This is a genomic window from Halomonas sp. DP3Y7-2 (assembly GCF_019800795.1).
Taxonomy (GTDB): Bacteria; Pseudomonadota; Gammaproteobacteria; order Pseudomonadales; family Halomonadaceae; genus Halomonas; species Halomonas litopenaei_A.
Window position 1 is genome coordinate 232064 of the sequence record NZ_JAHVKJ010000011.1, and the last position, 22733, is coordinate 254796.

A 22733-nucleotide genomic window follows, 5' to 3' on the forward strand; every position below is an offset into this window, starting at 1 on the left:
GCTCAGGCCTCCTGGCGAGCGGTAGTGGAATCAAAGCTGCGCACGTCGACAAAGTGTCCGGCGATCGCAGCGGCGGCGGCCATGGCCGGGCTCACCAGGTGGGTGCGACCGCCATACCCTTGGCGACCTTCGAAGTTACGGTTGGAGGTGGAGGCACAATGCTCTCCCGCACCCAGCTTGTCGGCATTCATCGCCAGGCACATGGAACAGCCGGGCTCGCGCCATTCAAATCCCGCCTCGATAAATACCTTGTCGAGACCTTCCTGTTCGGCCTGACGTTTCACCAGACCGGAGCCGGGCACGACCATGGCCAGCTGAACGCTGTCCGCCACCTTGCGGCCACGGGCCACCTTGGCCGCTTCGCGCAAATCCTCGATGCGCGAGTTGGTGCAGGAGCCGATGAATACCTTGTCGAGCCGGATATCGGTAATCTTCTGACGTGGCGCAAGGCCCATGTATTCCAGCGCACGGGTGATGCCGGTGCGTGCGGTGTCGTCTGCCGCCTGAGCGGGATCCGGCACCTCGCCACTGACTCCGGTCACCATTTCCGGGCTGGTACCCCAGCTGACCTGAGGCTCGATGCTCTCGGCGGCGATGGTCACTACCTTGTCGAAAGCGGCATCGGCATCAGACACCAGCTGGCGCCAGTCAGCCACCGCTGCCTCCCACTGCTCGGCGGTAGGTGCGAAGGGACGTCCGGCGAGATAGTCGATGGTGGTATCGTCGACGGCAATCAGCCCAACCCGTGCTCCTGCCTCGATGGCCATATTGCAGACTGTCATGCGCCCTTCCATGGTCAGGCTCTGGATCGCACTACCCGCAAACTCGATCGCATACCCGGTACCGCCAGCGGTGCCGATCTCGCCGATGATGGCAAGCACCACGTCCTTGGCGGTGACGCCCTGACCCAAGGTGCCCTCGACACGCACCTGCATGTTCTTCATCTTCTGCGCCAGCAGACACTGGGTCGCCAGCACGTGCTCGACCTCAGAGGTACCGATCCCGTGGGCGAGCGCGGCAAAGGCGCCATGGGTGGCCGTGTGAGAGTCACCACACACCACGGTCATGCCGGGCAGGGTTGCACCCTGCTCAGGGCCGACCACATGCACGATGCCTTGACGCGGATCATTGATGCGGAATTCCTCGATGCCAAACGCATCGCAGTTGTCATCCAGCGTCTGGACCTGGATCAACGACACTGGATCCTTGATCCCGGTATTGCCCTCGGCCCGTTCTTTTACGGTCGTTGGCACGTTGTGATCGGGGGTTGCCAGGTTGGCATCCAGGCGCCAGGGCTGGCGACCGGCGATCCTGAGCCCCTCGAACGCCTGGGGCGAGGTCACCTCGTGGAGCAGCTGCCGATCAATGTAGATCAGCGCCGTGCCGTCGTCGCGCTCTTTCACCAAGTGCTGCTGCCACAACTTGTCGTAAAGCGTCTGGCCTGCCATGCGGAATCTCCTGCCTCAAGTCCTGCCTCGAGCGTTTGCGTCAAGGTCTGTCTAAGCGTTGCGGAGGCTTGCCACGGACCGCCATGTCGGCTGGCTCGGCATCCGTGTGTCATGCCTCTCTGCGTGCTGCCACGGTGTAAGGGTATCGCTGATCTTTCTAGTGCCACTGCCCAGTGGCTTGTGCTGTGACCGGGTCGTGTCATCGCCACCAGGTGCCCTGCCGGGTCATTCTGCCGGGTCATTCTACCGGGCTATCCGGGCACGTCGCGCTGGCGATAGGACGAGTCTCGCGCCACTCGCCAATAAAATCAATTCATGTTATTTATTCAAACGATTCCTGTATGGAATACATCTTTTTCTGGAGCCCGTCATGGATACGCAAAGTCTGCAGGCGTTCCTGGCGGTGGCGGACAGCGGCAGCTTCTCTCGCGCCGCGGAACAGCTGCATCTGACGCAGCCGGCTGTCAGCAAGCGCATCGCCACCCTGGAAACCCTGACCCGTGCGCGCCTGTTCGACCGTATCGGCAGGCGCGTCAGCCTGACCGAAGCGGGACGCCTGCTATTGCCCAGGGCGCGCCAGATCCTGGTCATGGTCGACGACAGTCGCCGGGCGCTTGGCAATCTTACCGGCGATGTCTCGGGCGCCCTGATTCTAGCGACCAGCCATCACATTGGCCTTCACCGCTTGCCGCCTATTCTGGAGGACTACGTCAGGCGTTTTCCCAAGGTGCGGCTGGACCTGCGCTTTCTGGACTCGGAACAGGCCTATCAGGGCGTGCTGGACGGCGACATCGAGGTCGCACTGGTCACGCTGTCTGCCGCGCCAGACAGCCAGCTGCATGCTCGCCAACTGTGGACGGACGAGCTGAGCTTTGTCGCGTCTCCTGAACATCCGCTGTCTCGAGAGCACCCGCTGGACCTGGCGTCCCTGGCACGCCACGACGCACTTCTGCCGGGCCCGCTGACCTTCACCCGGCAGCTGATCCTCGAGCGGCTGGCCGCCCATGGCCTGGTGCCTACCGTAGGACAGTCGACCAACTATCTGGAAACGCTGAAAATGATGGCTACCGCTGGGCTAGGCTGGACCCTCTTGCCGGACTCCATGGTCAGGCGCGAGATTGTCGATGGACGGCTCGTTAGACTGATGCCAGACGCCCAGCCTATCCATCGTCCCCTCGGCTACCTGACCCACCGGGACCGGACGCTCTCCAATGCGGCCCGCTCACTGCTGGAGCTGTTCGACACGCATGCAGAAACGCCTGCTGCCGCTGCCGATTGACACCTGATCGTCGTAAGGTGCCTCGCTTCATGACAGCGCACCTTGCCAACAGACCTAACTCGCCAGCAGACCGAACTCGTCACTCGACCCACTTCGCCACTCGACCCAACAGGACCACCAACGCCAAAGGGACTCAGGCATGCACACCTCATCCGCCGCGAACACGCCTCCGCTGCCCCCCTTGCGCCATCGCCTGGCGGCGCTACTGCTGCTTACCGGCTTGGCCATGCAGGTTGCGAGCATGCTGGCGCCATGGCTGCCGAGCGTGAGCGTCAGCCTCCCGTTCTGGCTCGCCAGCGCCCTGCTATGGCCGGATATCCCTCGGCGAAACCAGTGGCAGGCGGGTGTTCTGGCGCTACTCGGCGTCCTCTTTCTGGCCGTGGCAATGACGCTGTTCGATGCGCGCCCAGCGCTGATGACGTTGCTGGACGGTAACGCCTTCGTGGTGGCCATGTTGACCGGCGTCAGCTTCATCGCGCTGATCGGACGCCCGCCAACGCGCGAGCCCACAAGTCAGCCCGTCACGGGTCGCAGGGGGTTGATCGGGACCTGGCTAGGGGTCCATCTGCTCGGTGGCATCCTCAATCTGTCCACCGTCTTCATGGTCGGTGATCGCCTTGAACGGCGCGGCCCTTTGTCGGAGCCTCAACTGCTTGGGCTCAACCGTGGATTGTCCAGCGCAGCGCTGTGGTCACCCTTCTTCGCCGCCATGGGTGTCGTGCTGTCCCTGGCGCCGTCACTCCAGTACACCACCCTGCTCAGCGTTGGCCTTCCGCTGGCCTTCGCTGGAGGGCTCTACAGCGTGATTGAACTGTCACGTCGCTTCGACGTGTCGACGGTGCCAGGCTTCTCACTATCCCCTGCTAGCCTGTTGATGCCGGCCGTCATCGCCGCCCTGGTCATGTTGTTCCACTTCGTCGTGACACCGTCACTGACGATCGTCAGCATCATCACCTTTCTTATGCCCCTACTGGCTATCGTGACGAATCTTGCACGGGGACTGAGCGTGGCCCGCGAACGCATGGTCCGGCACTTCCACTACCGACTGCCGGGCATGCGCGGGGAGATCACCCTGTTTCTCTGCGCCGGTCTGTTGACCAAGGGACTGTCGGTACTGGTGGATGCGGCAACGGCGGGCAACTGGACGCTCTTCCCGGAGTTTGGCGCGCTCGCCGCGGCCTCAAGCTACCTGGCCATCGTCATCAGCGCGATCGCTGGCCTGCACCCGATCATTGGCGTGTCGGTACTGGCCTCCATGCTGGAACTGGACGGCCCCCACCAGACCCTATTTGGCTTTGTCGCGCTTGCCTCCTGGGCCGTAGGCACCAGCGTCGGCCCACTGTCGGGCATCAACCTCTCGCTGCAGGGACGCTACGGGGTCAGCGGTTACCGCATGATGCGACACAACTTGCGTTACGCGCTGGTCATGTCACTGCTGGTGCTGGCCGCCATCGCCTGGCTCGGCCACGCTGTGGCGGCCTGAGCCCGGTCCAGGTCGCAAGGGCGCGCATTCACTCAGCGAAGGGGCCGACGCCCCTTCGCCCAAGCATTGTCACCCGACACCCGTACGCCTCAGGCAGCGCGCACGAAATAGCGATGCCCGCATTGGTGGCATGGTTCAATGCGCGTGACGCCGTGCAGCTCGACCGCCGCATCGCAGTGCACGCAGGACATCCGTCCCGGCGCGGCAAGTTCGCCCGCCGTATAGTCGGCACGGGACGCCTCCAGGTCGTCTTCAAGCCTCTCGCGCTCGATGACGCTGCGGTCGGCAATGGACAACAGCGAATCCACCACCTTTCTCGACAGAATGGTCAGGTCAATCCCCAACCAGCTGGCGACCCCCTCTCCCCCGGCGGCCAGGTAGCGGCGCATGTCTCTCAAGTCACGCTCGACCCAGGCTCGCAGCAGCGCCAGCTCATCCTTGGTGTATTCCTCAAGCTCTGCCTCGAATTCGACCGCGTCGTCCAGATCCTTCTGCAGGTTGTCCCAGGTCAGGTCCTCGGCGCCTTCCTTGAGGCGCGCAAGCATCCGCTCATAGCCGTCCCTCAGCCGATGCTCTCCTGGATTGGAATGCTGTTCACTCATGACCGTATCCTCCTTGAGATGAACGTTGCTGCCCGGGCTTACCAGGCGCAACACAAGCGGCCCACCATAGCCGGACCCCAGGCAGCTGGGGTATCCTTGCGTGCATCATTGCCGCGCCGGTGGTCGCCGCGCTAACTGTTGATTCTGCACAACCCTGCCACCGGACGATACCCACACCCTGCGCGCCGCCTTGGGCGCGCCTTGATTGCAAGGTACTCGAAGACCGCGATGGACGCCCAGTACAAGCCCCACGAAATCGAACGCGACGCTCAGACATTCTGGAACGACAATCAGTGCTTCAAGGCACTAGAGGACGCGAACCGGGAAAAGTTCTACTGCCTGTCGATGTTCCCCTACCCCAGCGGCAAGCTGCACATGGGGCATGTACGCAACTACACCATCGGCGACGTGGTAACACGCTTCCAGCGCATGCAAGGCAAGAATGTGATGCAGCCTATGGGCTGGGACGCCTTTGGCATGCCCGCCGAAAACGCCGCGATCAAGAACCAGGTCCCCCCCGCCAAGTGGACCTACGAGAACATCGACTATATGCGGGCACAGCTCAAGGCGCTGGGCTTCGCCTACGACTGGGACCGCGAGTTCGCCACCTGCGACAGCGACTACTATCGCTGGGAGCAGTGGTTCTTCACCAAGCTGGTCGAGAAGGGCCTGGTCTACAAGAAGATGTCCACCGTCAACTGGGATCCGGTCGATCAGACGGTCCTGGCCAACGAACAGGTCATCGATGGCTGCGGTTGGCGCTCCGGCGCGCCGGTCGAGCGCAAGGAAATCCCGCTGTGGTTCCTCAAGATCACCGACTACGCAGATGAATTGCTGGCAGACCTCGACAAGGTCGAGTGGCCTGAGCAGGTCAAGACCATGCAGCGCAACTGGATCGGCAAGTCCCGCGGCGTGGAGCTGGCCTTCGATGTGGCTGGCGACGACCCGCTGCGCGTCTACACCACCCGTCCTGACACGCTGATGGGGGTGACCTACGTGGCCGTGGCCGCCGGTCACCCGCTGGCCATCAAGGCAGCCAGCGACAAGCCCGAACTGGCCGCCTTTATCGAAGAGTGTGCCCAAGGGGGAACGTCCGAGGCCGAGCTTGCCACCATGGAAAAGCGTGGCATGGCCACAGGCTACGAGGCGATTCATCCGCTGACCGGCGATCGCGTGCCGGTATACGTGGCCAACTTTGTGCTGATGGAGTACGGCACCGGCGCCGTCATGGCCGTGCCTGGCCACGACCAGCGCGACTGGGAGTTCGCGACCAAGTACCAGCTGCCGATCCGCGCGGTGATTGCCGACGCTGACGGCAACGCCCCCGACCTGTCCGCAGGCGCCTGGGTCGAGCACGGCCCCCTGATCAACTCTGGTGAGTTCGACGGCCTCGACTTCCAGGCCGCCTTCGATGCCATCGCCGCTCGCCTCGAGCAGGAGGGTCGTGGCAACGTCAAGACCAACTACCGCCTGCGCGACTGGGGCGTCGCTCGTCAGCGCTACTGGGGCGCCCCGATTCCGGTCAAGTACGGTCCTGAAGGCCAGACCGTGCCGCTCACCGATGACGAACTGCCGGTCGCCTTGCCGCTGGAAGTCACCGTGGACGCGTCAGGCTCGCCGCTCAAGAAGATGCCCGCCTTCAGCGACCTGGGCGACGGCTGGACCCGGGAAACCGACACCTTCGACACCTTCATGGAGTCGTCCTGGTACTACGCCCGTTTCTGCTGTGCCGACAACACCGAGGCCATGCTGGATGAACGGGCCAATTACTGGCTGCCTGTCGATCTCTACATCGGCGGCATCGAACACGCCATCCTGCACCTGCTGTACGCGCGCTTCTTCCATAAGCTGATGCGCGACTTTGGCCTGGTCGACTCAGACGAGCCGTTCCAGCGCCTGCTGACCCAGGGCATGGTCATCGCAGAAACCTTCTATCGGCCCCAGTCCAACGGTGGCAAGGAATGGTTCAACCCGGCCGACGTCGAGGTCAAGCGTGACGACAAGGGCCGTCCGCTTAGCGCCACCCTGATCAGCGACGGGCAGCCGGTAGAGATGGGCGGCATCGAAAAGATGTCCAAATCGAAGAACAATGGTGTCGATCCCCAGGCCATGATCGATCGCTTCGGGGCCGACACGGTGCGCCTGTTCATGATGTTCGCCGCACCACCGGAGCAGTCGCTGGAGTGGTCCGACTCTGGCGTTGAGGGCGCACACCGCTTCCTCAAGCGCCTGTGGCGCCAGGTCTCCGAACACCTGGACGCCGGTGCGCCAGGCACGCTTGACCAGGCCACTCTTGAGACGCTCGATGACACCCAGCGGGAACTGCGTCGCAAGACCCACGAAACGATCAAGAAGGCCGGTGACGACATTGGTCGTCGCACCACCTTCAACACCGCCATCGCCGCGGTCATGGAGCTGAGCAACGCGCTCGCCAAGTTCAACGACACCTCCCCGGCCGGCCTGGCTGTGGAGCGGGAGGCCATCGAGGCCTGTGTGTTGCTGCTGGCGCCGATCACCCCCCATGCTTGCCACGCCCTGTGGCAGACACTGGGCCACGAAGGCGCCGTCATCGACGCCAGCTGGCCTGAAGTGGACGACAGCGCCCTCGCTCGCGACAGTATCGAGCTGGTGGTACAGGTCAACGGAAAGCTGCGAGCGCGCCTGGAAGTGCCCGCAGACGCCGACAAGGCCCAGGTTGAAGCCCTGGCGCTGGCCAACGACAACGTGCAGCGTCACGTGGATGGGAAGACGTTGCGCAAGGTCATCGTCGTGCCTGGCAAGCTGGTGAATATCGTTGCCAATTGAATGCACTGGCTCCGTCCTGCACGGGGCTCAACGCTAAATGCAGACCGCCGGGGCATCCGCCCCGGCTTCTCCGTATCGCGACAAGGAGTTCACATGCAACGACGCGACTTCCTCGGCCTGGCTCTGGCCTCAGGCGCAGGACTTTTGTTGGCCGGTTGCGGTTTTCACCTCAGGGGCGTCGGCGGCGAGGTGCTGGCACTCGACAGCCTGGCGCTGGAAGGTGCCGACACTGACTTTGCCAAGCAGTTGGCCTCGCGCCTTGAAAACCTCGGCACTCGCATCGACGCCGATGCCCCGCTGCGCCTCAACCTGGGTGGGGAAGATATCATCACCCGTCAGGTGGGTGTGCTGGATACCGGCTCACAGGACCAGGAGCTTGTCCTGCGAGTGCCATACTCCATCCAGCGAGCCAGCGACGGCGCCTACGTGGCGGACCGCCAGGCGGTGGAAGTGATCCAGGAGTTCTCGATCACCGACGACAACCTGCTGTCCCAGGACGAACTGCGTAACGATGCTCTCGAGGATGCCCGCCGCGAGGCCGTGCGTCAGATGATTGATCGCCTGCGCGCCATCCAGGAAATCTGAGTCGTTCATGAAGGTTTTCGCCGACAAGCTGCCTGACGCCCTGGCAAAATCCATTCCCCCGGTGATCATCGTCGCCGGGGATGAACCTCTGCAGCATATGGAAGCCTGTGACCTGGTACGAGCCAAGGCCAAGGACAGCGGCGTCGAGGAACGCGACGTGCTCCACGTGGAAGCCAATTTCGCCTGGGGTCGGCTGATCGAATCTGCTGCCAGCATGTCGCTGTTTGCCTCGCACAAGCTGATCGAGTTGCGTCTCGGCAGCGCCAAGCCCGGTCAGGAAGGTGGCAAGGCGCTGAAGGAGTACGCGGAGCAGGCCCAGGGCAGTGACAACATACTGCTGGTCAGCTGTGCCAAGCTCGATGCCAGAGAGCAGAAAAGCGCCTGGTTCAAGGCCCTCGACAAGCTGGGTCTGTTTGTACCGGTGTGGCCGGTTGATGCCTCCCGTCTAGGTTTCTGGCTCAGGGACCGCGCCCAGCGACACGGCCTGTCCATGTCAATGGACGCCGCCCGGCTGCTGGGCGAGCGCACCGAAGGTAACTTGCTGGCAGCAGACCAGGAGCTGCAGAAGCTCGCCCTGATCCTGCCCGCCGGCACACAGATATCGCCACGGGAGGTGGCTGGAGGGGTCGAAAGCAGCGCCCGCTACGACGTATTCACCCTGGTGGATGCCTGTCTCAAGGCAGAACGTGAACGCGTGCTGCGGATCCTGGCTGGCCTGGCGGCCGAGGGCACTGAACCCCCCATCATCCTGTGGGCCCTGACCCGGGAAATTCGCACGCTCCTCTCCCTGCATCAGCACCTCGATCAGGGCCAGAGCTTCGAACACGCCTGCAAGGCGCAGAAGCCCCCCATCTTTGACCGTCGACGACCCGCCTATCAGGAAGCGATTCGACGATTGCCGCTGAAACGTCTTCACAAGCTGCTGATGTTCGCTCAGCGCCTTGACCTGGCCATCAAGGGCGCCGCAGACCTGCCCCTGGAGCAAGGCATTCAGGACCTTACCCTGACGCTGGCCGGCGGACGTGGCCTACTGGCCGAAATGCCCTGGGCCTACCGGGTAGCGCAGTAGTCGTTTGCGGGCACCTCTACGCTGCCAGACGACTGACAGATCGTCTGGCTGGTCGGCTGACAGATCTGCTGACCGTTCTGTTGCCAGGGCCGTCGATGCTGACAGCGGGCCTGCCCGCTGCATCAGTGCTGGTGGTAGCGACGGTGATGGGTACTGACGTCGCCGCTGGGGCTACAGGTTCAGGCCCAGAAGAGGTAGTGGCCCGCAGCGTGGCACAGAAGGCGTAGACTGAGGCAATTCCCGCTTCCCTCTTGCCCACTGAACAGCGGTCCGCCAGCGTATGAACTCTCCCGCCCCCTCCCTCAAGCGGGCCGTCATCATGCCCCTGACCATCGCCGCCACCCTGGTCCTGGCGATGGCCGCTCTACTGCTGATCTGGCACCTCGGCGAAAATCGACAGCTGCTGGGGGCCAACCACAATGCCTTGATGGTCGACGTCGCCAGGGCCCAAGAAGAAGCGATCCGGCTACGGGCGTTGCTCAATATTCGCGATAGTGACGACGTCAGCTACTTCGAGGAAATGCAAAAGGTGGTGGTCCTGGTTGGGCATCGGCTGCATCGACTCGGTGACTCCATGTCCATGGTCGCCGCCCCCCAGGATGACGACTTCTCCCTCCACGTCTCAAGCTTGAGCGATCAACTCAGTGAGGCCGATGGGCTACAGCAACGTCTGGCCCAGGCGTTGTCTCATCCGCCGGAGCCGCTGACACCAGATACCCTCAAGGCACACACCCTGACGCCGGAAACCCTGATGCTGGCCGAGCGCCTGGAGCTGGCGCTGGAAGATATCTACACCGAGCTGGACAAACGCCTGCACGCGAGTGGCGCCCACCTGATCGAAACCAATCGCGACCTGGCGCTGGCCGTCATTTTACTGGTCTGCATGGTGCTGGCGGTTAGCATGGGACTCCTCATCACCTGCCTGCGGCTGCGACGCTACAGCCACTCGCTGCGCCAGCTGGCCATGACCGACGAACTGACGCAGCTCAGCAATCGCCGCCAGTGGTTGGGTCAGGTGCACCGGCAGCTCGCCATGCGTCAACCACCGGATAGCCCCGTGGCACTGCTGCTTCTCGACCTCGACCACTTCAAACAGGTCAACGATACCTTCGGACACCCCACGGGGGACAATGTCCTGGCGGCCTTTGGCATCATGCTCAAACGCCTGGCTCGCCGCGGAGACCTGGCGGCGCGTCTTGGTGGCGAGGAATTTGGCCTGCTGCTCGCCAACAGCAATGCCCACAGCGCCGAGGTAGTGGCTGAACGCATTCGCTGCGAGACCGAACGATTTACCCTGCCCGAACCTGCCCACCGCATGCAGCTGACCGTCAGCATCGGGATTGCGGTGTCTGGCCATCGCGACGACGACTTCGGCACCTTGTATCGACGTGCTGATCAAGCTCTGTACAGCGCCAAACAGGAAGGCAGAAACTGCGTTCGCCTGGGCTAGCGTGCCGCCGCTGTCAGCAATGACGACCGCTTTACCTTGACGGGGGCATGACGGACTCCGCTTTGCCACGCTGAGCACAGACTGGCGTTGCCTGGGCGTGGAATTCATCCTTCCTAGCCACATGAAAAAACTGGTGCATCTTGGTTATACTCCCCCTGTCGCGCGATATCGACGCACAGGAGGTTCGTCGCTATCGGTCGCCATCACAGAACGCTCAACAAGACACCCAGCCCTACAAGGAAGCCGCTATGACCCTTACACTTCGCCGACTGCTGTGTACTGCCCTGATGGTCTGCCTGACCCTTGGCACCGCCAGCGCCAGTGCCGCCACTGCCGTCTCAATGGCCTCGACCAGCGACGTGCTGGCAAGCCAGCAGACACAAGATGCCCGCGAGCGCATCCACAGCGTGCTGGCCCGTGACGATGTCCGCCAGCAGCTGGAGCTGCAGGGTGTCGATCCTGCCGATGTCGAACAGCGTGTCGCCGCCCTGTCCGATCAGGAAGCCCAGCAAATGGCTGACCAGCTTGACCAGATGCCTGCCGGCGCCAGCGTTATCGGTGTGCTGTTTGCGGTTTTCGTGATCTTGCTGGTCACTGACATCCTCGGCCTGACAGACGTCTATCCGTTCACGCGGTAAGCCCATGTCTGTCTCGCACGTGATCATGTCGAGCGCCCGCCTGGCGGGCGCTCTTGCGTTGTTGGCTGTGCTCTCAGGCTGTGCCGCTGCACCCGACCTGGATACCAGCCGCACGCAATCACTGTCGGCCCAGCGACTGCTGGACGACGTTCCCTTTCACCCCCAGCGTGACTACCAGTGCGGACCGGCGACCCTGGCCATGTCGCTCAACCATACTGGCGTCGATGTCAGCGTCGACGATCTGATCCCGGATATCTACGTTCCGGCTCGCAAGGGCAGCTACCAGCCGGAAATGCTGGCCGCAACGCGGCGCCATGGGCGCATCCCCTTTGTGCTGGCACCGCGCCTGGAGTCTCTGCTTGAGGAAGTCGACGCCGGGCGTCCCGTGGTGGTGCTCCAGAACCTGTCACTACCCGCCTTTCCTCTGTGGCACTTCGCCATCGTCAATGGCTACGATCTGAATCAGCAGGTGCTGCGACTACGCACGGGCGTAACGCGCCAGGACAGTACCGAGTTTGGGCGTTTTGACGCCACCTGGCAGCGTTCCGATCGCTGGGCCTTCGTTGCCCTGCCGCCAGGCCAGCTGCCGGTTTCCCTCTCGGCCAGCGAGGCGATCCAGGCCACCTCCGATTTTGAACGTGTGCAGGGCGCTGGCAATGCGTTACCGGCCTGGGAGGCCGTCGTGGAGCGTTTCCCGGACGCGGCCATGGCGCGCTTTGGCCAAGCGAACGCCTATCACGCGCAAGGCCGGTTGGAAGATGCCGTCGATGCCTGGAGGGCTGCGACGCAATACGACCCGGAGCTCGCCCCCGCCTGGCTCAACCTGGGTCTCACCCTGGCCTCTCAAGATGAACCTCAGGAGGCGGTACAGGCGCTGCAGCGGGCGGCAGCATTGCCAGGACCCTGGCAGGCCAGCGCACAGGAGGCACTGATCGAGCTGGAGGGCACACCATGATGCGCTACGACATCGTCATCAAGCGCGTCTACCAGTCCCCGGCGGAAAACGACGGCGCGCGGGTATTGGTCGACCGGCTCTGGCCCCGAGGATGTCGACGGGAGTCACTGGCGCTGACCGACTGGTATCGAGAGGCCTCCCCCAGCCAGGCTCTGCGACGCCAGTACCATCAAGGCGAGATCAGCCGTGCGGTGTTCGAGATCCGCTATCGCGGCGAGCTACGGGACCACCCGCATAAACTGCTGCCGCTGATGCGACTGGCACGCCGCGGGCGCCTGACGCTGCTGACGGCCACCCGTGAACTCGACGCTTCCTATCTGGCGCAGCTGCGCGAGCGCCTGCTGGAAGCCCTGCAGCAGGAAGACAGGGAAGACCTCGAGCCAGCGTCGCCGCCATGCATGGCCCACTTGCTTGGCGACAACGACTAGCCGGCACCCGCTCAGCCCATGCGGGGCGAACCCCGCCTGCAGGGGCATCCCGTAGACCCAAAAAAAGGTGCCTGTTGGCACCTTTTCTGGTCATGGCCGCTGGCGTCAGAAGACTCGGTTCAAACCATTCTGAGCTGCCACCCGGTAGGCCTCGGCCATCGTCGGGTAGTTGAACGTGGTGCTGACGAAGTACTTCAGCGTGTTCGCCTCACCTTCCTGCTGCATGATGGCCTGGCCAATGTGCACGATCTCCGACGCCTGGTCACCAAAGCAATGAATGCCGTAGATCTCGAGAGTGTCCTGATCGAACAGGATCTTCAACATCCCCACCGTATCTCCGGTGATCTGCGCACGAGCGGTATCCTTGAAAAAGGCGTGTCCCACCTCGTAGGGCACCTTGGCTTCTGTCAGCTCTCGCTCGGAACGGCCAAAGGAGCTGATTTCCGGAATGGTATAGATACCGGTAGGCACCTCGGTCACATAGCGGAAATCCCGATCCAGCAGCTCGTCGCAGGCATTCAGCCCCTGGTCATAAGCCGCGCTGGCAAGACTCGGCCAGCCCACCACGTCGCCCGCTGCATAGATGTGCGGTAGCGCCGTGCGATAGTGTTCATCGACCTGCAACTGTCCACGACCATTCGCGGTGAGACCAATGTTCTCAAGCCCCAGCTGGTCGGTATTCCCGGTGCGTCCGTTGGCCCACAGGAAGGCGTCCGCGCGCAACCGCTTGCCTGACTTCAGGTGAACGGTGACCCCATGCTCGTCACCCTCGACGCGCTCGTACTCTTCGTTATGACGAATCAACACACCATGCTTGCGCAGGTGGTAGGACAGCGCATCACTGATTTCATCGTCCAGAAACGACAGCAGGCTGCCGCGGTTATTGATCAGGTCCACCTTGAGCCCAAGGCCGGAAAAGATCGACGCGTATTCACAGCCGATAACTCCAGCGCCAAAGATAATCAGCGTGCGCGGCGTATGCTGAAGGCTGAGTATGGTGTCCGAGCAGTAGATCCGCGGGTGTCGAAAATCGATATCCGCCGGGCGGTAAGGACGTGACCCAGTGGCGATGATCACCTTGTCGGCGATCAGTTCTTCCTGGTTGTCTCCCTGCCCGCGCACCGTCAAGGTATGCTCGTCCTTGAAGCGGGCAATGCCGTGATACAGATCGATGCGGTTACGCGCGTAGAAGTTGGTACGCATCGCCACCTGCTGATCGATCGTCACCCGGGAACGTTCGCGGACCTTGGGAAAGGAAAACCAGCGGGGTTCACCGATGTCGCGAAACATCGTATTGGTGTTGAACGACATGATCTGGCGAACCTGATGACGCAGCGCCTTGGACGGGATGGTGCCCCAATGGGTGCAGTTACCGCCCACGCGCGCCTGCTTCTCGATCACTGCCACTCGCTTACCGTGCTTCGCGGCGTTGATCGCGGCGCTTTCGCCGGCGGGGCCTGTACCGATCACCACTACGTCGTAGTTGTGCACTGCCATCGTGTCATCCTTATCCTGGAAAAGTCCCTCGACCGTACAAGGGACAGCATCATCATGCAGACGGCGCCCACAGGGCGCCGTCACGGTCAGGCAAACCAAAGCATGCGTCACGCATACCGGTAGGCGCAGGCTTCTCGCTGCAACGCCTTATCGGCGGGTGGCGTCGTAGCCCAGATCAAGCCCGCGATTCTCATCGGAGCGGCGACGTGCGCTGGCGGCGCGCTTCTTCGACTCCTCCTCACACACGTCGTCCTTACCGCCACAAATCTCGCAGCCATCCTTGAGGCCAAGCTGGTTAAGCCCGCCGCAGGAGCCGGCGATCGGCTTGCGTCCAAGGATGACGCCGATGGCCATGGCGCCGATAATCAGCAACATGGCGCCAAATACGATCAGGTAGGTGGTCATACGAGTGTCCTCTTGATGGAACGACAGGCCTGCCGAAGTGAGTAGCACACAGCTGCGTGAACCTTGCACCGCATCGGTCTGGGATCAGCCTTCACATGCTCGGCACACGGGACCTGCCCCAGCAACACGACCGACCGCCCTGAAGCCGTCGAGTCGCACGCCCTGTCGACCAAAGGATTATGCCAGATTTATCCTCTGGGCAGAAACCGTCATGGCGCCTACTGCCCTTTCCGTTCTTTCATGGCACTTTCACGGCGCCTCCAAGACACTTTCCCAGCGTCACCGGGACCGATAAACGAAAACCTCGCCACGAGGGCGAGGTTTTCGACATGCCATGGTAGGCAAGGCATCAGCCGCCAAAGTCATCCAGCATGATGTTCTCGGGCTCGACACCCAAGTCCAGCAGCATCTTGATGACAGAAGCGTTCATCATGGGGGGCCCACACATGTAGTACTCGCAATCCTCAGGCGCCGGATGGTCCTTGAGGTACATGTCGTAGAGCACGTTATGGATGAAGCCGGTCGGCCCCTCCCAGTTATCCTCGGGCTGGGGATCTGACAATGCCAGATGCCAGTCGAAGTTGTCGTGCTCTTCAGCCAGCTTGTCGTATTCTTCGTTGTAGAACGTTTCACGCCAGGAGCGTGCACCGTACCAGAACGTCATCTTGCGCTTGGTATCAAGACGCTTGAGCTGGTCGAAGATGTGGCTGCGCATCGGTGCCATGCCGGCACCACCGCCGATGAAGACCATCTCGGCGTCAGTGTCCTTGGCGAAGAACTCACCGAACGGCCCCATCACCGTCACCTTGTCACCAGGCTTGAGACTGAACACGTAAGTGGACATCAGGCCGGGCGGGTGACTGGAATTGGGGGGCGGCGTGGCGATCCGGATATTGAACTTGAGAATGCCCTTCTCTTCCGGATAGTTGGCCATTGAGTAGGCGCGAATGACCTCCTCAGTGTTCTTGTGGGAGACGTTGAACAGGCCAAACTTCTCCCAGTCACCACGGTACTCTTCCTCGATATCGAAGTCGGAGAACTTGATATCGTAGGCAGGAGCCACCAGCTGCACATAGCCGCCAGCGCGGAAGGCGACTTCCTCGCCCTCAGGCAGCTTGAGGTTCAGCTCCTTGATGAAGGTGGCGACGTTGGGGTTCTCGATGACCTCGCATTCCCACTTCTTGACGCCGAAGACCTCTTCAGGGACCTGGATCTTCATGTCCTGCTTGACCGGCACCTGGCAGGACAGACGCCAGCCCACCTTCTTCTCACGCAGGGTGAAGTGACTCTCTTCCGTGGGCAGGATGGAACCGCCCCCTTCTTCGACGCGGCACTTGCACTGGGCACAGGAGCCACCGCCGCCGCAGGCGGAAGAAAGGAAGATGCCGTTGGCTGCCAAGGTGTTGAGCAGCTTGCCGCCGGCCTGGGTGGTCAGGGTGTTCTCGGGATCGTCGTTGATCTCGATGGTCACATCGCCCGAGCTCACGAGCTTGGAGCGGGCCGCCAGAATCACCGCCGTCAGACTGATGACGATGACGGTGAACATGACGACGCCGAGCACGATGACTGTTGTATCAACCATGTCGGTTTCCTATTGCTAGCGTTCGGAACCGAGAAGAGTGCTCTGGCACCCTTCCCGTCTCACTCAGAGCTGGATGCCGGAGAAGGACATGAAGCCCAGGGACATCAGACCCACGGTAATGAAGGTGATGCCCAGCCCCTGCAACGAGGCAGGCACGTCACTGTACTTCAGCTTCTCACGAATTCCAGCCAGCGCAGTAATGGCAAGTGCCCAGCCAACACCAGCGCCCAGGCCATAGACCACGGACTCGCCGAAGTTGTAGCTACGCTCGACCATGAACAGGGTGCCACCGAGGATGGCGCAGTTCACGGTGATCAGCGGCAGGAAGACGCCAAGCGCGTTGTAGAGCGAGGGCACGAACTTGTCCAGGAACATCTCGAGGATCTGCACCAGAGCGGCGATAACGCCAATGTAGGACAGCAGACCCAGGAAGGTCAGATCGATGTTCTCGGCACCGGCGATACCGGTCCAGGACAGGGCTCCCTCCGCCAGCAGGTACTTCAGGATCAGATTGTTGACCGGAACGGTGATGGTCAGAACCGCGACCACCGCGATGCCCAGGCCAATGGCAGAGGACACCTTCTTCGATACCGCCATGAAGGTACACATGCCCAGGAAGAACGCCAGGGCCATGTTCTCGACGAAGACCGAGGCAACGAAAAGGCTCAGATAGTGTTCCATCTTACACGGCCTCCTTCGGCTGGGTGTTTTCCTTCATCACGAACTCGTTGTCCTCGACCTGCTCCGGGTTCAGGCTACGCAGCACCCAGATAATCAGACCAATGATGAAGAAGGCAGACGGCGGCAGCAGCAGCAGGCCGTTCGGTACGTACCAGCCACCGTTCTGCACGGTCTCGAGGATGGTCACGCCAAACAGGCTGCCGGAACCGAACAGCTCACGGAAGAAGCCGACCGTCATCAGGATGAAGCCGTAACCAAGACCGTTACCCACGCCATCCAGGAACGACAGCGCAGGCGTGTTGGTCATGGCAAAGCCTTCAGCGCGACCCATCACGATGCAGTTGGTGATGATCAGGCCAACAAAGACCGACAGCTGCTTGGACATCTCATAGGCAAACGCCTTGAGGATCTGGTCCACCACGATGACCAGCGACGCAATGATGGTCATCTGCACGATGATACGGATAGAGGACGGAATATGATTCCGAATCAGCGAGACGAACATGCTGGAGAATGCCGTCACGAAGATAACCGCCAGACTCATGACCAGAGATACGCTGAGACTGGAGGTCACCGCCAGCGCCGAGCAGATGCCAAGGATCTGCAGGGCGATGGGGTTGTTCTTGAAGATCGGCGTCAGGATAACGCCCTTGGTTGTCGGTGCGGACATCGTCAGACTCCTTCGCTGTCGTCAGAGGGGCTGGCGCTGGCAGTCGCCTGGCTGTCACCACCTTCGCGGAAGTGCTCCAGGTAGGGGCCAAAGCCTTCTTCGCCCAGCCAGAATTGCACCAGATGCGTCACCCCACGGCTGGTCAGGGAAGCACCGGACAGTGCGTCGACCTCAGTGGAATCGCTGGCGCCACCCTTCACCAGCTCGATGGCCGGATCCATGGAGTCGCTGGAGGCGTAGATTTCCTTGCCTTCCCACTGCGCTTTCCAGCGCGGGTTGTCGACCTCACCACCCAGTCCGGGTGTCTCGGAGTGGGAATAGAAGGTGATGCCACCGATGGTATTGCCATCGCCCTGCACGGACAGGTAACCACGCATCAGGCCCCACAGGCCCTGACCGCGGATCGGCAGCACGATCTGCTCGGGGTTCTCCTCGTCACCGACCAGGTAGACGGTAGAGTACTTTTCCTGACGACCGATGCCTGCGACGTCACGCTCGCCGGACAGGGTGCGCGACTGTGCAGGATCCTTGGCCGCCTGGAAGCCGTCGTAGGTCTCGGGGTCGACCGCGTCGGTATACTCACCGGTTTCCAGGTCGACGACCTTGGCGGTCACGGCCTGGGAGAACTCCTTGCCGACGTCCATCCCGGGCTCGTAAAGGTCCGCCACGGCCAGGATGTTGGACTTGCGGTCCAGCTCCTGGTTGCGTTCCTGACGCGCCTTGAGCCCCACTGCCGCCGTCGACACGATGATCGAGCAAACGATACACAGGGAGAAGGCGACCGTAAGGATCTTCTTGATGGAATTGTTGCCTTGTGCCATCAGGTGGTCTCCTCAGCCACAACCGCCGTGCGCTTGACGCGACGCTTGATGTTGGCCTGAACAAAGAAGTGATCGATCAGCGGGGCAAACAGGTTGGCAAACAGAATCGCCAGCATGATGCCTTCCGGGAAGGCCGGGTTGACCACGCGAATCAGGACCGTCATCACACCGATCAGGGCACCGAACAGGAAGCGACCCGGGTTGGTCATGGACGCAGACACAGGGTCAGTGGCCATGAACACCATGCCGAAGGCAAAGCCGCCCACCACCAGATGCCAGTACCAGGGCATCGCAAACATGGCGTTGGTGTCGGAGCCGATCAGGTTGAGAATCGAGCTCATCGCCACCATCCCCAGGAACACCCCGAGCACGATGCGCCAGGAGGCAATTCGCATGCCCAGCAACACAACGGCACCGATCAGGATCGCCAGGGTCGAGGTCTCACCCACCGAACCAGGGATGAAGCCGAGGAAGGCGTCCCACCAGCTGAACTGATCCTGCAGGGCTGCCATGCCGCTCTGATAGGCCGTGGACAGTGCAGTGGCACCGGTATAGCCGTCTGCCGCGACCCAAACCGAGTCACCAGAGATCTGGGCCGGATAGGCGAAGTAGAGGAAGGCACGACCGGTCAGCGCCGGGTTGAGGAAGTTCTTGCCGGTACCGCCGAAGATTTCCTTGCCGATCACCACACCGAAGGTGATGCCCAGTGCGACCTGCCACAGGGGAATGGTGGCCGGAAGAATCAGGGCGTAGAGCACGGAGGTGACGAAGAAGCCTTCGTTGACCTCATGGCCGCGCTTGATCGCGAACAGCACTTCCCAGAAGCCACCGATGGCAAACGTCACCAGGTAGATGGGCAGGAAGTAGGTCGCACCCAGCACGAAGTTCGACCACAGGCTGCCTGCGTCATGACCACCCGCCAGGGTCAGCAGGATCATTTCGCGCCAGCCACCCATGGAGTCGTAGCCCGCGGCAATCGCTTCGTTGGCCTGCCAGCCGGCGTTCCACATGCCGAAGAACATGGCCGGGAAGGTGCAGAACCAGACGGTGATCATGATGCGCTTGAGGTCAATACCGTCGCGCACGTGAGCCGTGGTCTTGGTCACGCTGGGGGGAGAATAGAAAATCGTGTCTACCGCCTCGTAGAGCGGATAGAACTTCTCGTATTTGCCGCCCTTGTGGAAGTGCGGCTCGAGATTGTCGAGTGTCTGTCGAATACCCATCATCAGGCCTCTTTCTCGATCATGGTGAGGTTGTCACGCAGGATGGGACCGTACTCGTACTTGCCCGGGCACACATAGGTGCACAGCGCCAGGTCTTCTTCATCCAGCTCCAGACACCCCAGCTGCATGGCAGTCTCGATGTCACCGACGATCAGCGAACGCAGCAGCTGCGTGGGCATGATGTCCAGCGGCATGATCTTCTCGTAAGCACCTACCGGTACCATCGCGCGCTCGGAGCCGTTGGTAGAGGTAGTCGGTGCATAGTTGCTCAGCCCCTTGAGGCTGGAGAGGTAGATCCCGAGCACCGAGTGACGGTTGCCACCTGGGGACAGCCAGCCCATGAAGGCACGCTTGTTACCCTCTTCCAGCAGGCTCAGCTGGGTGTGGAAACGGCCCAGGTAGCGCAGGCTGCCCTCGGCAGTAAAGCCAGAGAACACACCACCGCTGATCACCCGGGTGTCGTCCGGAGACTTCACTTCATGATCGAGCAGCTCATCGGTGCTGGCGCCCAGGCGCGTGCGTACCAGACGCGGACGTTCTGCACGCGGACCTGCGACGGCCACCACACGACTCATGTCCAGCTTGCCTTCTGCAAACAGCTTGCCGAACGCAATCACGTCCTGATAGCCGATGTGCCAGACGCGACGCTGCAGCGACACCGGGGACAGGAAATGGATATGGGTACCGACCAGACCAGCCGGGTGGGGACCAGCAAAGCTCTCGTGCTTGACGCCCTTGACCTTGGTGCCAGGAATCTGCGCGTCCGTTGCGGTGCACAGGAACACCTGGCCCTTGGTCAGGCGCGACAGCACCGTCAGGCCATCTTCGAAGGCTTGCGCCTGCTCGTTGATGACCACGGCCGGATCGGCAGCCAGCGGCTGGGTATCCACCGCGGTGACAAAGATATCGGTAGGCTCAGCATCCAGCGCCGGAGTCCGCGAGAACGGGCGAGTTCGCAACGCGGTCCACAGGCCGGATTCCACCAATTGGTCGACCACCGTCTGACGTTCCAACGACGCCAGCACATCACGCCCATGGGCCGTGAAGGTTTCGGCTTCTTCGCTCTCGTCGACCTTGATCACCACCGACAGCAGCTTGCGTTTCTCACCGCGGTTGATCGCCACCACTTCACCGGCCGCCGGAGAAGTGAAGCGTACACCGTCGATCTTCTTGTCGGTAAACAGGAGTTGGCCCAGCTTGACCTTGTCCCCCTCCTTGACCTCCATAGTCGGCTTCATGCCGATATAGTCGGTGCCCAGGAGCGCCACGTGGCGCACCGGTCGCGCATCCTCGATACGCTGCTCCGGTGCTCCCGTGATGGGGAGATCCAGGCCTTTCTTGACTTCGATCATAGACTCGCCCAGTTGATGGATCGTAGATAATGGACGGAGGTTCGGTGGAAATGAGAGGAATTCTTGTTATTGACCACGCATCACCAGTCACGCCGAGGCGACATCGAACCACCCCGAAAAATCCCCAGCATTATAAAGACAAGCCAGTGAATTGACCACATGATCGAACGTAGCAGAAATGACTGTTTCGGCAGATCAGGGCCCCGACAGAAAGAAAAAACCCCTTGCCAAACAAGGTTGGCAAGGGGTTATTGAGATACCTAAAAACGGGCCGTTCCGCCCGCGCGACGCGGCTTAGGCGTGGCTGCGCGGCAGCTTGCAGAAGGACACGTTGGAAATCTGCTGCAGGATACGAATGACCTGGCAGCTGTAGCCAAACTCGTTGTCGTACCACACATAGACCACCGCATGACGGCCCTGGGCGATGGTGGCCTTGGCATCGACGATGCCCGCATGGCGATTGCCGACGAAGTCTGTGGACACGACTTCTGGAGAGTCGACGTAGTCGATCTGCTTCTGGAAAGCAGAATCGATAGACATGCGACGCAAGTAGTCGTTGAGCGACGCGGCATCGGTCTCGCGCTTGAGCGACAGGTTGAGAATCGCCATCGACACATTCGGCGTCGGCACCCGGATGGCGTTGCCGGTCAGCTTGCCACCCAACTCGGGCAGCGCCTTGGCCACTGCCTTGGCGGCACCGGTCTCGGTCAGCACCATGTTCAACGGAGCACTGCGCCCGCGACGGTCACCCTTGTGATAGTTATCAATCAGGTTCTGGTCGTTGGTGTAGGAGTGAACGGTCTCCACGTGACCATGCTCGATGCCGTACTCGTCATTCATCACCTTCAGCACCGGCACGATGGCGTTGGTGGTGCAGGAAGCGGCCGAGATGATGCGATCATCGGCAGTGATATCGGAGTGGTTGATGCCGTAGACGATATTCTTGAGGTCACCCTTGCCCGGCGCGGTCAGCAGCGCCTTGGACACTCCCTTGCACTGCAGGTGCTGGCCGAGGCCGGCCTCATCGCGCCAGATGCCGGTGTTGTCCACGACGACCGCATTGTTGATACCGTAAGCGGTGTAGTCGACATCACTCGGTGAGTCAGCGTAGATCACCTGGATGACGTTGCCGTTGGCGGTCAGGGTGCGAGATTCAGCGCAGACACTGATGGTGCCATCGAACGGACCATGGACGCTGTCGCGGCGCAGCAGGCTGGCACGCTTCTCCAGATCCTTGGCGATATCGCCGCGCCCACGCACCACGATGGCCTTGAGCCGCAGCAGGTTGCCGCCGCCGGCCTTCTCGATCAGTACGCGCGCCAGAATGCGACCAATGCGACCGAAGCCGTACAGCACCACGTCCTTGGGTTCGCCGTTACCCGCATCCGGGTCGTGGCTGTCGACGATGTCGGCCAGCTGCTCGCGCATAAAGGCCAGGGCGTCACCACCACCCTGCTTCTTGAACGCCACCCCGAGCTTGCCCACGTCAACGTGCGCCGGCCCCAGGTTGAGCTGGGTCATCGCCTGAACCAGCGGGAAGGTGTCCTGAACCGACAGCTCAGTCCCTTCAATCTTCCGCACGAAGCGATGATCCTTGAGAATTCTGATCACGCTACGGTTGAACAGGGAGCGACCGAACATGGTCGTCACCACGTTGTTGCGACGATACAGGCTGCCAATCAGCGGGATCATCTGCTCGGCCACGGCCTGGTTGTCGTGCCACTCCTGGAAGACGATGTCGGGTTGCTGGCTCACGAGAG

At 61.8% G+C, this 22733-nt stretch carries 20 protein-coding genes; 9 read left to right on the forward strand and 11 right to left on the reverse strand.

The annotated features are described in order from the left end of the window. Positions 1–2: 2 nt before the first annotated feature. Positions 3–1448, reverse strand: a complete 1446-nt coding sequence (gene leuC / locus KUV45_RS16645; RefSeq protein WP_206943236.1) for a 3-isopropylmalate dehydratase large subunit — start codon at positions 1446–1448, stop codon at positions 3–5. 370 nt (positions 1449–1818) lie between these two features. On the opposite strand from leuC, the gene KUV45_RS16650 reads away from it, so the two are divergent. Together KUV45_RS16650 and KUV45_RS16655 are read left to right on the forward strand one after the other, a co-directional pair. After that, entirely contained in the window at positions 1819–2727 is a 909-nt protein-coding gene (locus tag KUV45_RS16650; RefSeq protein ID WP_206943238.1) for a LysR family transcriptional regulator, read from the forward strand. 139 nt (positions 2728–2866) lie between these two features. After that, positions 2867–4210 carry a hypothetical protein gene (locus tag KUV45_RS16655; protein ID WP_222163428.1) on the forward strand — a complete coding sequence of 448 codons (1344 nt, stop codon included), beginning with the start codon at positions 2867–2869 and terminating at the stop codon, positions 4208–4210. An 89-nt stretch (positions 4211–4299) separates the two neighbouring features. Here KUV45_RS16655 and KUV45_RS16660 read toward each other — a convergent pair whose 3' ends face one another. After that, complete coding sequence (locus tag KUV45_RS16660) at positions 4300–4812, reverse strand: zinc ribbon-containing protein (RefSeq protein WP_206943242.1); 513 nt, start codon at positions 4810–4812, stop codon at positions 4300–4302. Between the two features lie 228 nt (positions 4813–5040). Here KUV45_RS16660 and leuS point away from each other — a divergent pair, with 228 nt between their 5' ends. The 7 genes from leuS to KUV45_RS16695 all read left to right on the forward strand — a co-directional run bounded on the left by leuS (position 5041) and on the right by KUV45_RS16695 (position 12742). Then, on the forward strand, positions 5041–7617 hold the full coding sequence (leuS, locus tag KUV45_RS16665) for a leucine--tRNA ligase (RefSeq protein ID WP_222163429.1): 2577 nt from the start codon (positions 5041–5043) through the stop codon (positions 7615–7617). Between the two features lie 93 nt (positions 7618–7710). After that, positions 7711–8202, forward strand: a complete 492-nt coding sequence (lptE, locus tag KUV45_RS16670) for an LPS assembly lipoprotein LptE (RefSeq protein WP_222163430.1) — start codon at positions 7711–7713, stop codon at positions 8200–8202. A gap of 7 nt (positions 8203–8209) precedes the next feature. Beyond that, entirely contained in the window at positions 8210–9271 is a 1062-nt protein-coding gene (gene holA / locus KUV45_RS16675; RefSeq protein WP_222163431.1) for a DNA polymerase III subunit delta, read from the forward strand. A gap of 280 nt (positions 9272–9551) precedes the next feature. Further along, the gene (locus KUV45_RS16680) at positions 9552–10721 is read left to right on the forward strand and encodes a GGDEF domain-containing protein (protein WP_222163433.1); all 1170 of its coding nucleotides are present in this window, start codon (positions 9552–9554) and stop codon (positions 10719–10721) included. 248 nt (positions 10722–10969) lie between these two features. Further along, positions 10970–11359 carry a PA2779 family protein gene (locus KUV45_RS16685; RefSeq protein ID WP_206943250.1) on the forward strand — a complete coding sequence of 130 codons (390 nt, stop codon included), beginning with the start codon at positions 10970–10972 and terminating at the stop codon, positions 11357–11359. 4 nt (positions 11360–11363) lie between these two features. Further along, positions 11364–12314, forward strand: a complete 951-nt coding sequence (locus tag KUV45_RS16690; protein WP_222163434.1) for a PA2778 family cysteine peptidase — start codon at positions 11364–11366, stop codon at positions 12312–12314. Further along, complete coding sequence (locus tag KUV45_RS16695) at positions 12311–12742, forward strand: DUF488 family protein (protein ID WP_308126720.1); 432 nt, start codon at positions 12311–12313, stop codon at positions 12740–12742. The genes KUV45_RS16690 and KUV45_RS16695 overlap by 4 nt, the downstream gene beginning before the upstream one ends. Before the next feature lie 105 nt (positions 12743–12847). On the opposite strand, the gene sthA is transcribed toward KUV45_RS16695, so the two are convergent. The 9 genes from sthA to KUV45_RS16740 all read right to left on the reverse strand — a co-directional run bounded on the left by sthA (position 12848) and on the right by KUV45_RS16740 (position 22728). After that, positions 12848–14239, reverse strand: coding sequence for a Si-specific NAD(P)(+) transhydrogenase (gene sthA, locus KUV45_RS16700; protein WP_206943252.1), 1392 nt, complete (start codon positions 14237–14239; stop codon positions 12848–12850). Positions 14240–14386: 147 nt separating this feature from the next. Continuing rightward, on the reverse strand, positions 14387–14644 hold the full coding sequence (gene nqrM / locus KUV45_RS16705; RefSeq protein WP_206943253.1) for a (Na+)-NQR maturation NqrM: 258 nt from the start codon (positions 14642–14644) through the stop codon (positions 14387–14389). Between the two features lie 349 nt (positions 14645–14993). After that, positions 14994–16226, reverse strand: a complete 1233-nt coding sequence (nqrF, locus tag KUV45_RS16710; RefSeq protein ID WP_222163435.1) for an NADH:ubiquinone reductase (Na(+)-transporting) subunit F — start codon at positions 16224–16226, stop codon at positions 14994–14996. Between the two features lie 63 nt (positions 16227–16289). Then, a complete protein-coding gene (gene nqrE, locus KUV45_RS16715; protein ID WP_206943255.1) occupies positions 16290–16907 on the reverse strand; it encodes an NADH:ubiquinone reductase (Na(+)-transporting) subunit E in 618 nt (205 codons plus the stop codon). A 1-nt stretch (position 16908) separates the two neighbouring features. Then, complete coding sequence (locus KUV45_RS16720; protein WP_206943256.1) at positions 16909–17577, reverse strand: NADH:ubiquinone reductase (Na(+)-transporting) subunit D; 669 nt, start codon at positions 17575–17577, stop codon at positions 16909–16911. 2 nt (positions 17578–17579) lie between these two features. Further along, positions 17580–18398 (reverse strand): Na(+)-translocating NADH-quinone reductase subunit C, encoded by an 819-nt coding sequence (locus KUV45_RS16725; RefSeq protein WP_206943257.1) that lies wholly within the window; start codon positions 18396–18398, stop codon positions 17580–17582. Beyond that, a complete protein-coding gene (locus KUV45_RS16730; RefSeq protein WP_222163437.1) occupies positions 18398–19624 on the reverse strand; it encodes an NADH:ubiquinone reductase (Na(+)-transporting) subunit B in 1227 nt (408 codons plus the stop codon). Before KUV45_RS16730 ends, KUV45_RS16725 begins: the two co-directional genes overlap by 1 nt. Continuing rightward, the gene (locus KUV45_RS16735) at positions 19624–20973 is read right to left on the reverse strand and encodes a Na(+)-translocating NADH-quinone reductase subunit A (protein ID WP_222163439.1); all 1350 of its coding nucleotides are present in this window, start codon (positions 20971–20973) and stop codon (positions 19624–19626) included. The genes KUV45_RS16730 and KUV45_RS16735 overlap by 1 nt, the downstream gene beginning before the upstream one ends. A 294-nt stretch (positions 20974–21267) precedes the next feature. Next, the gene (locus KUV45_RS16740; protein ID WP_206943261.1) at positions 21268–22728 is read right to left on the reverse strand and encodes a glyceraldehyde-3-phosphate dehydrogenase; all 1461 of its coding nucleotides are present in this window, start codon (positions 22726–22728) and stop codon (positions 21268–21270) included. Positions 22729–22733 lie beyond the last annotated feature (5 nt).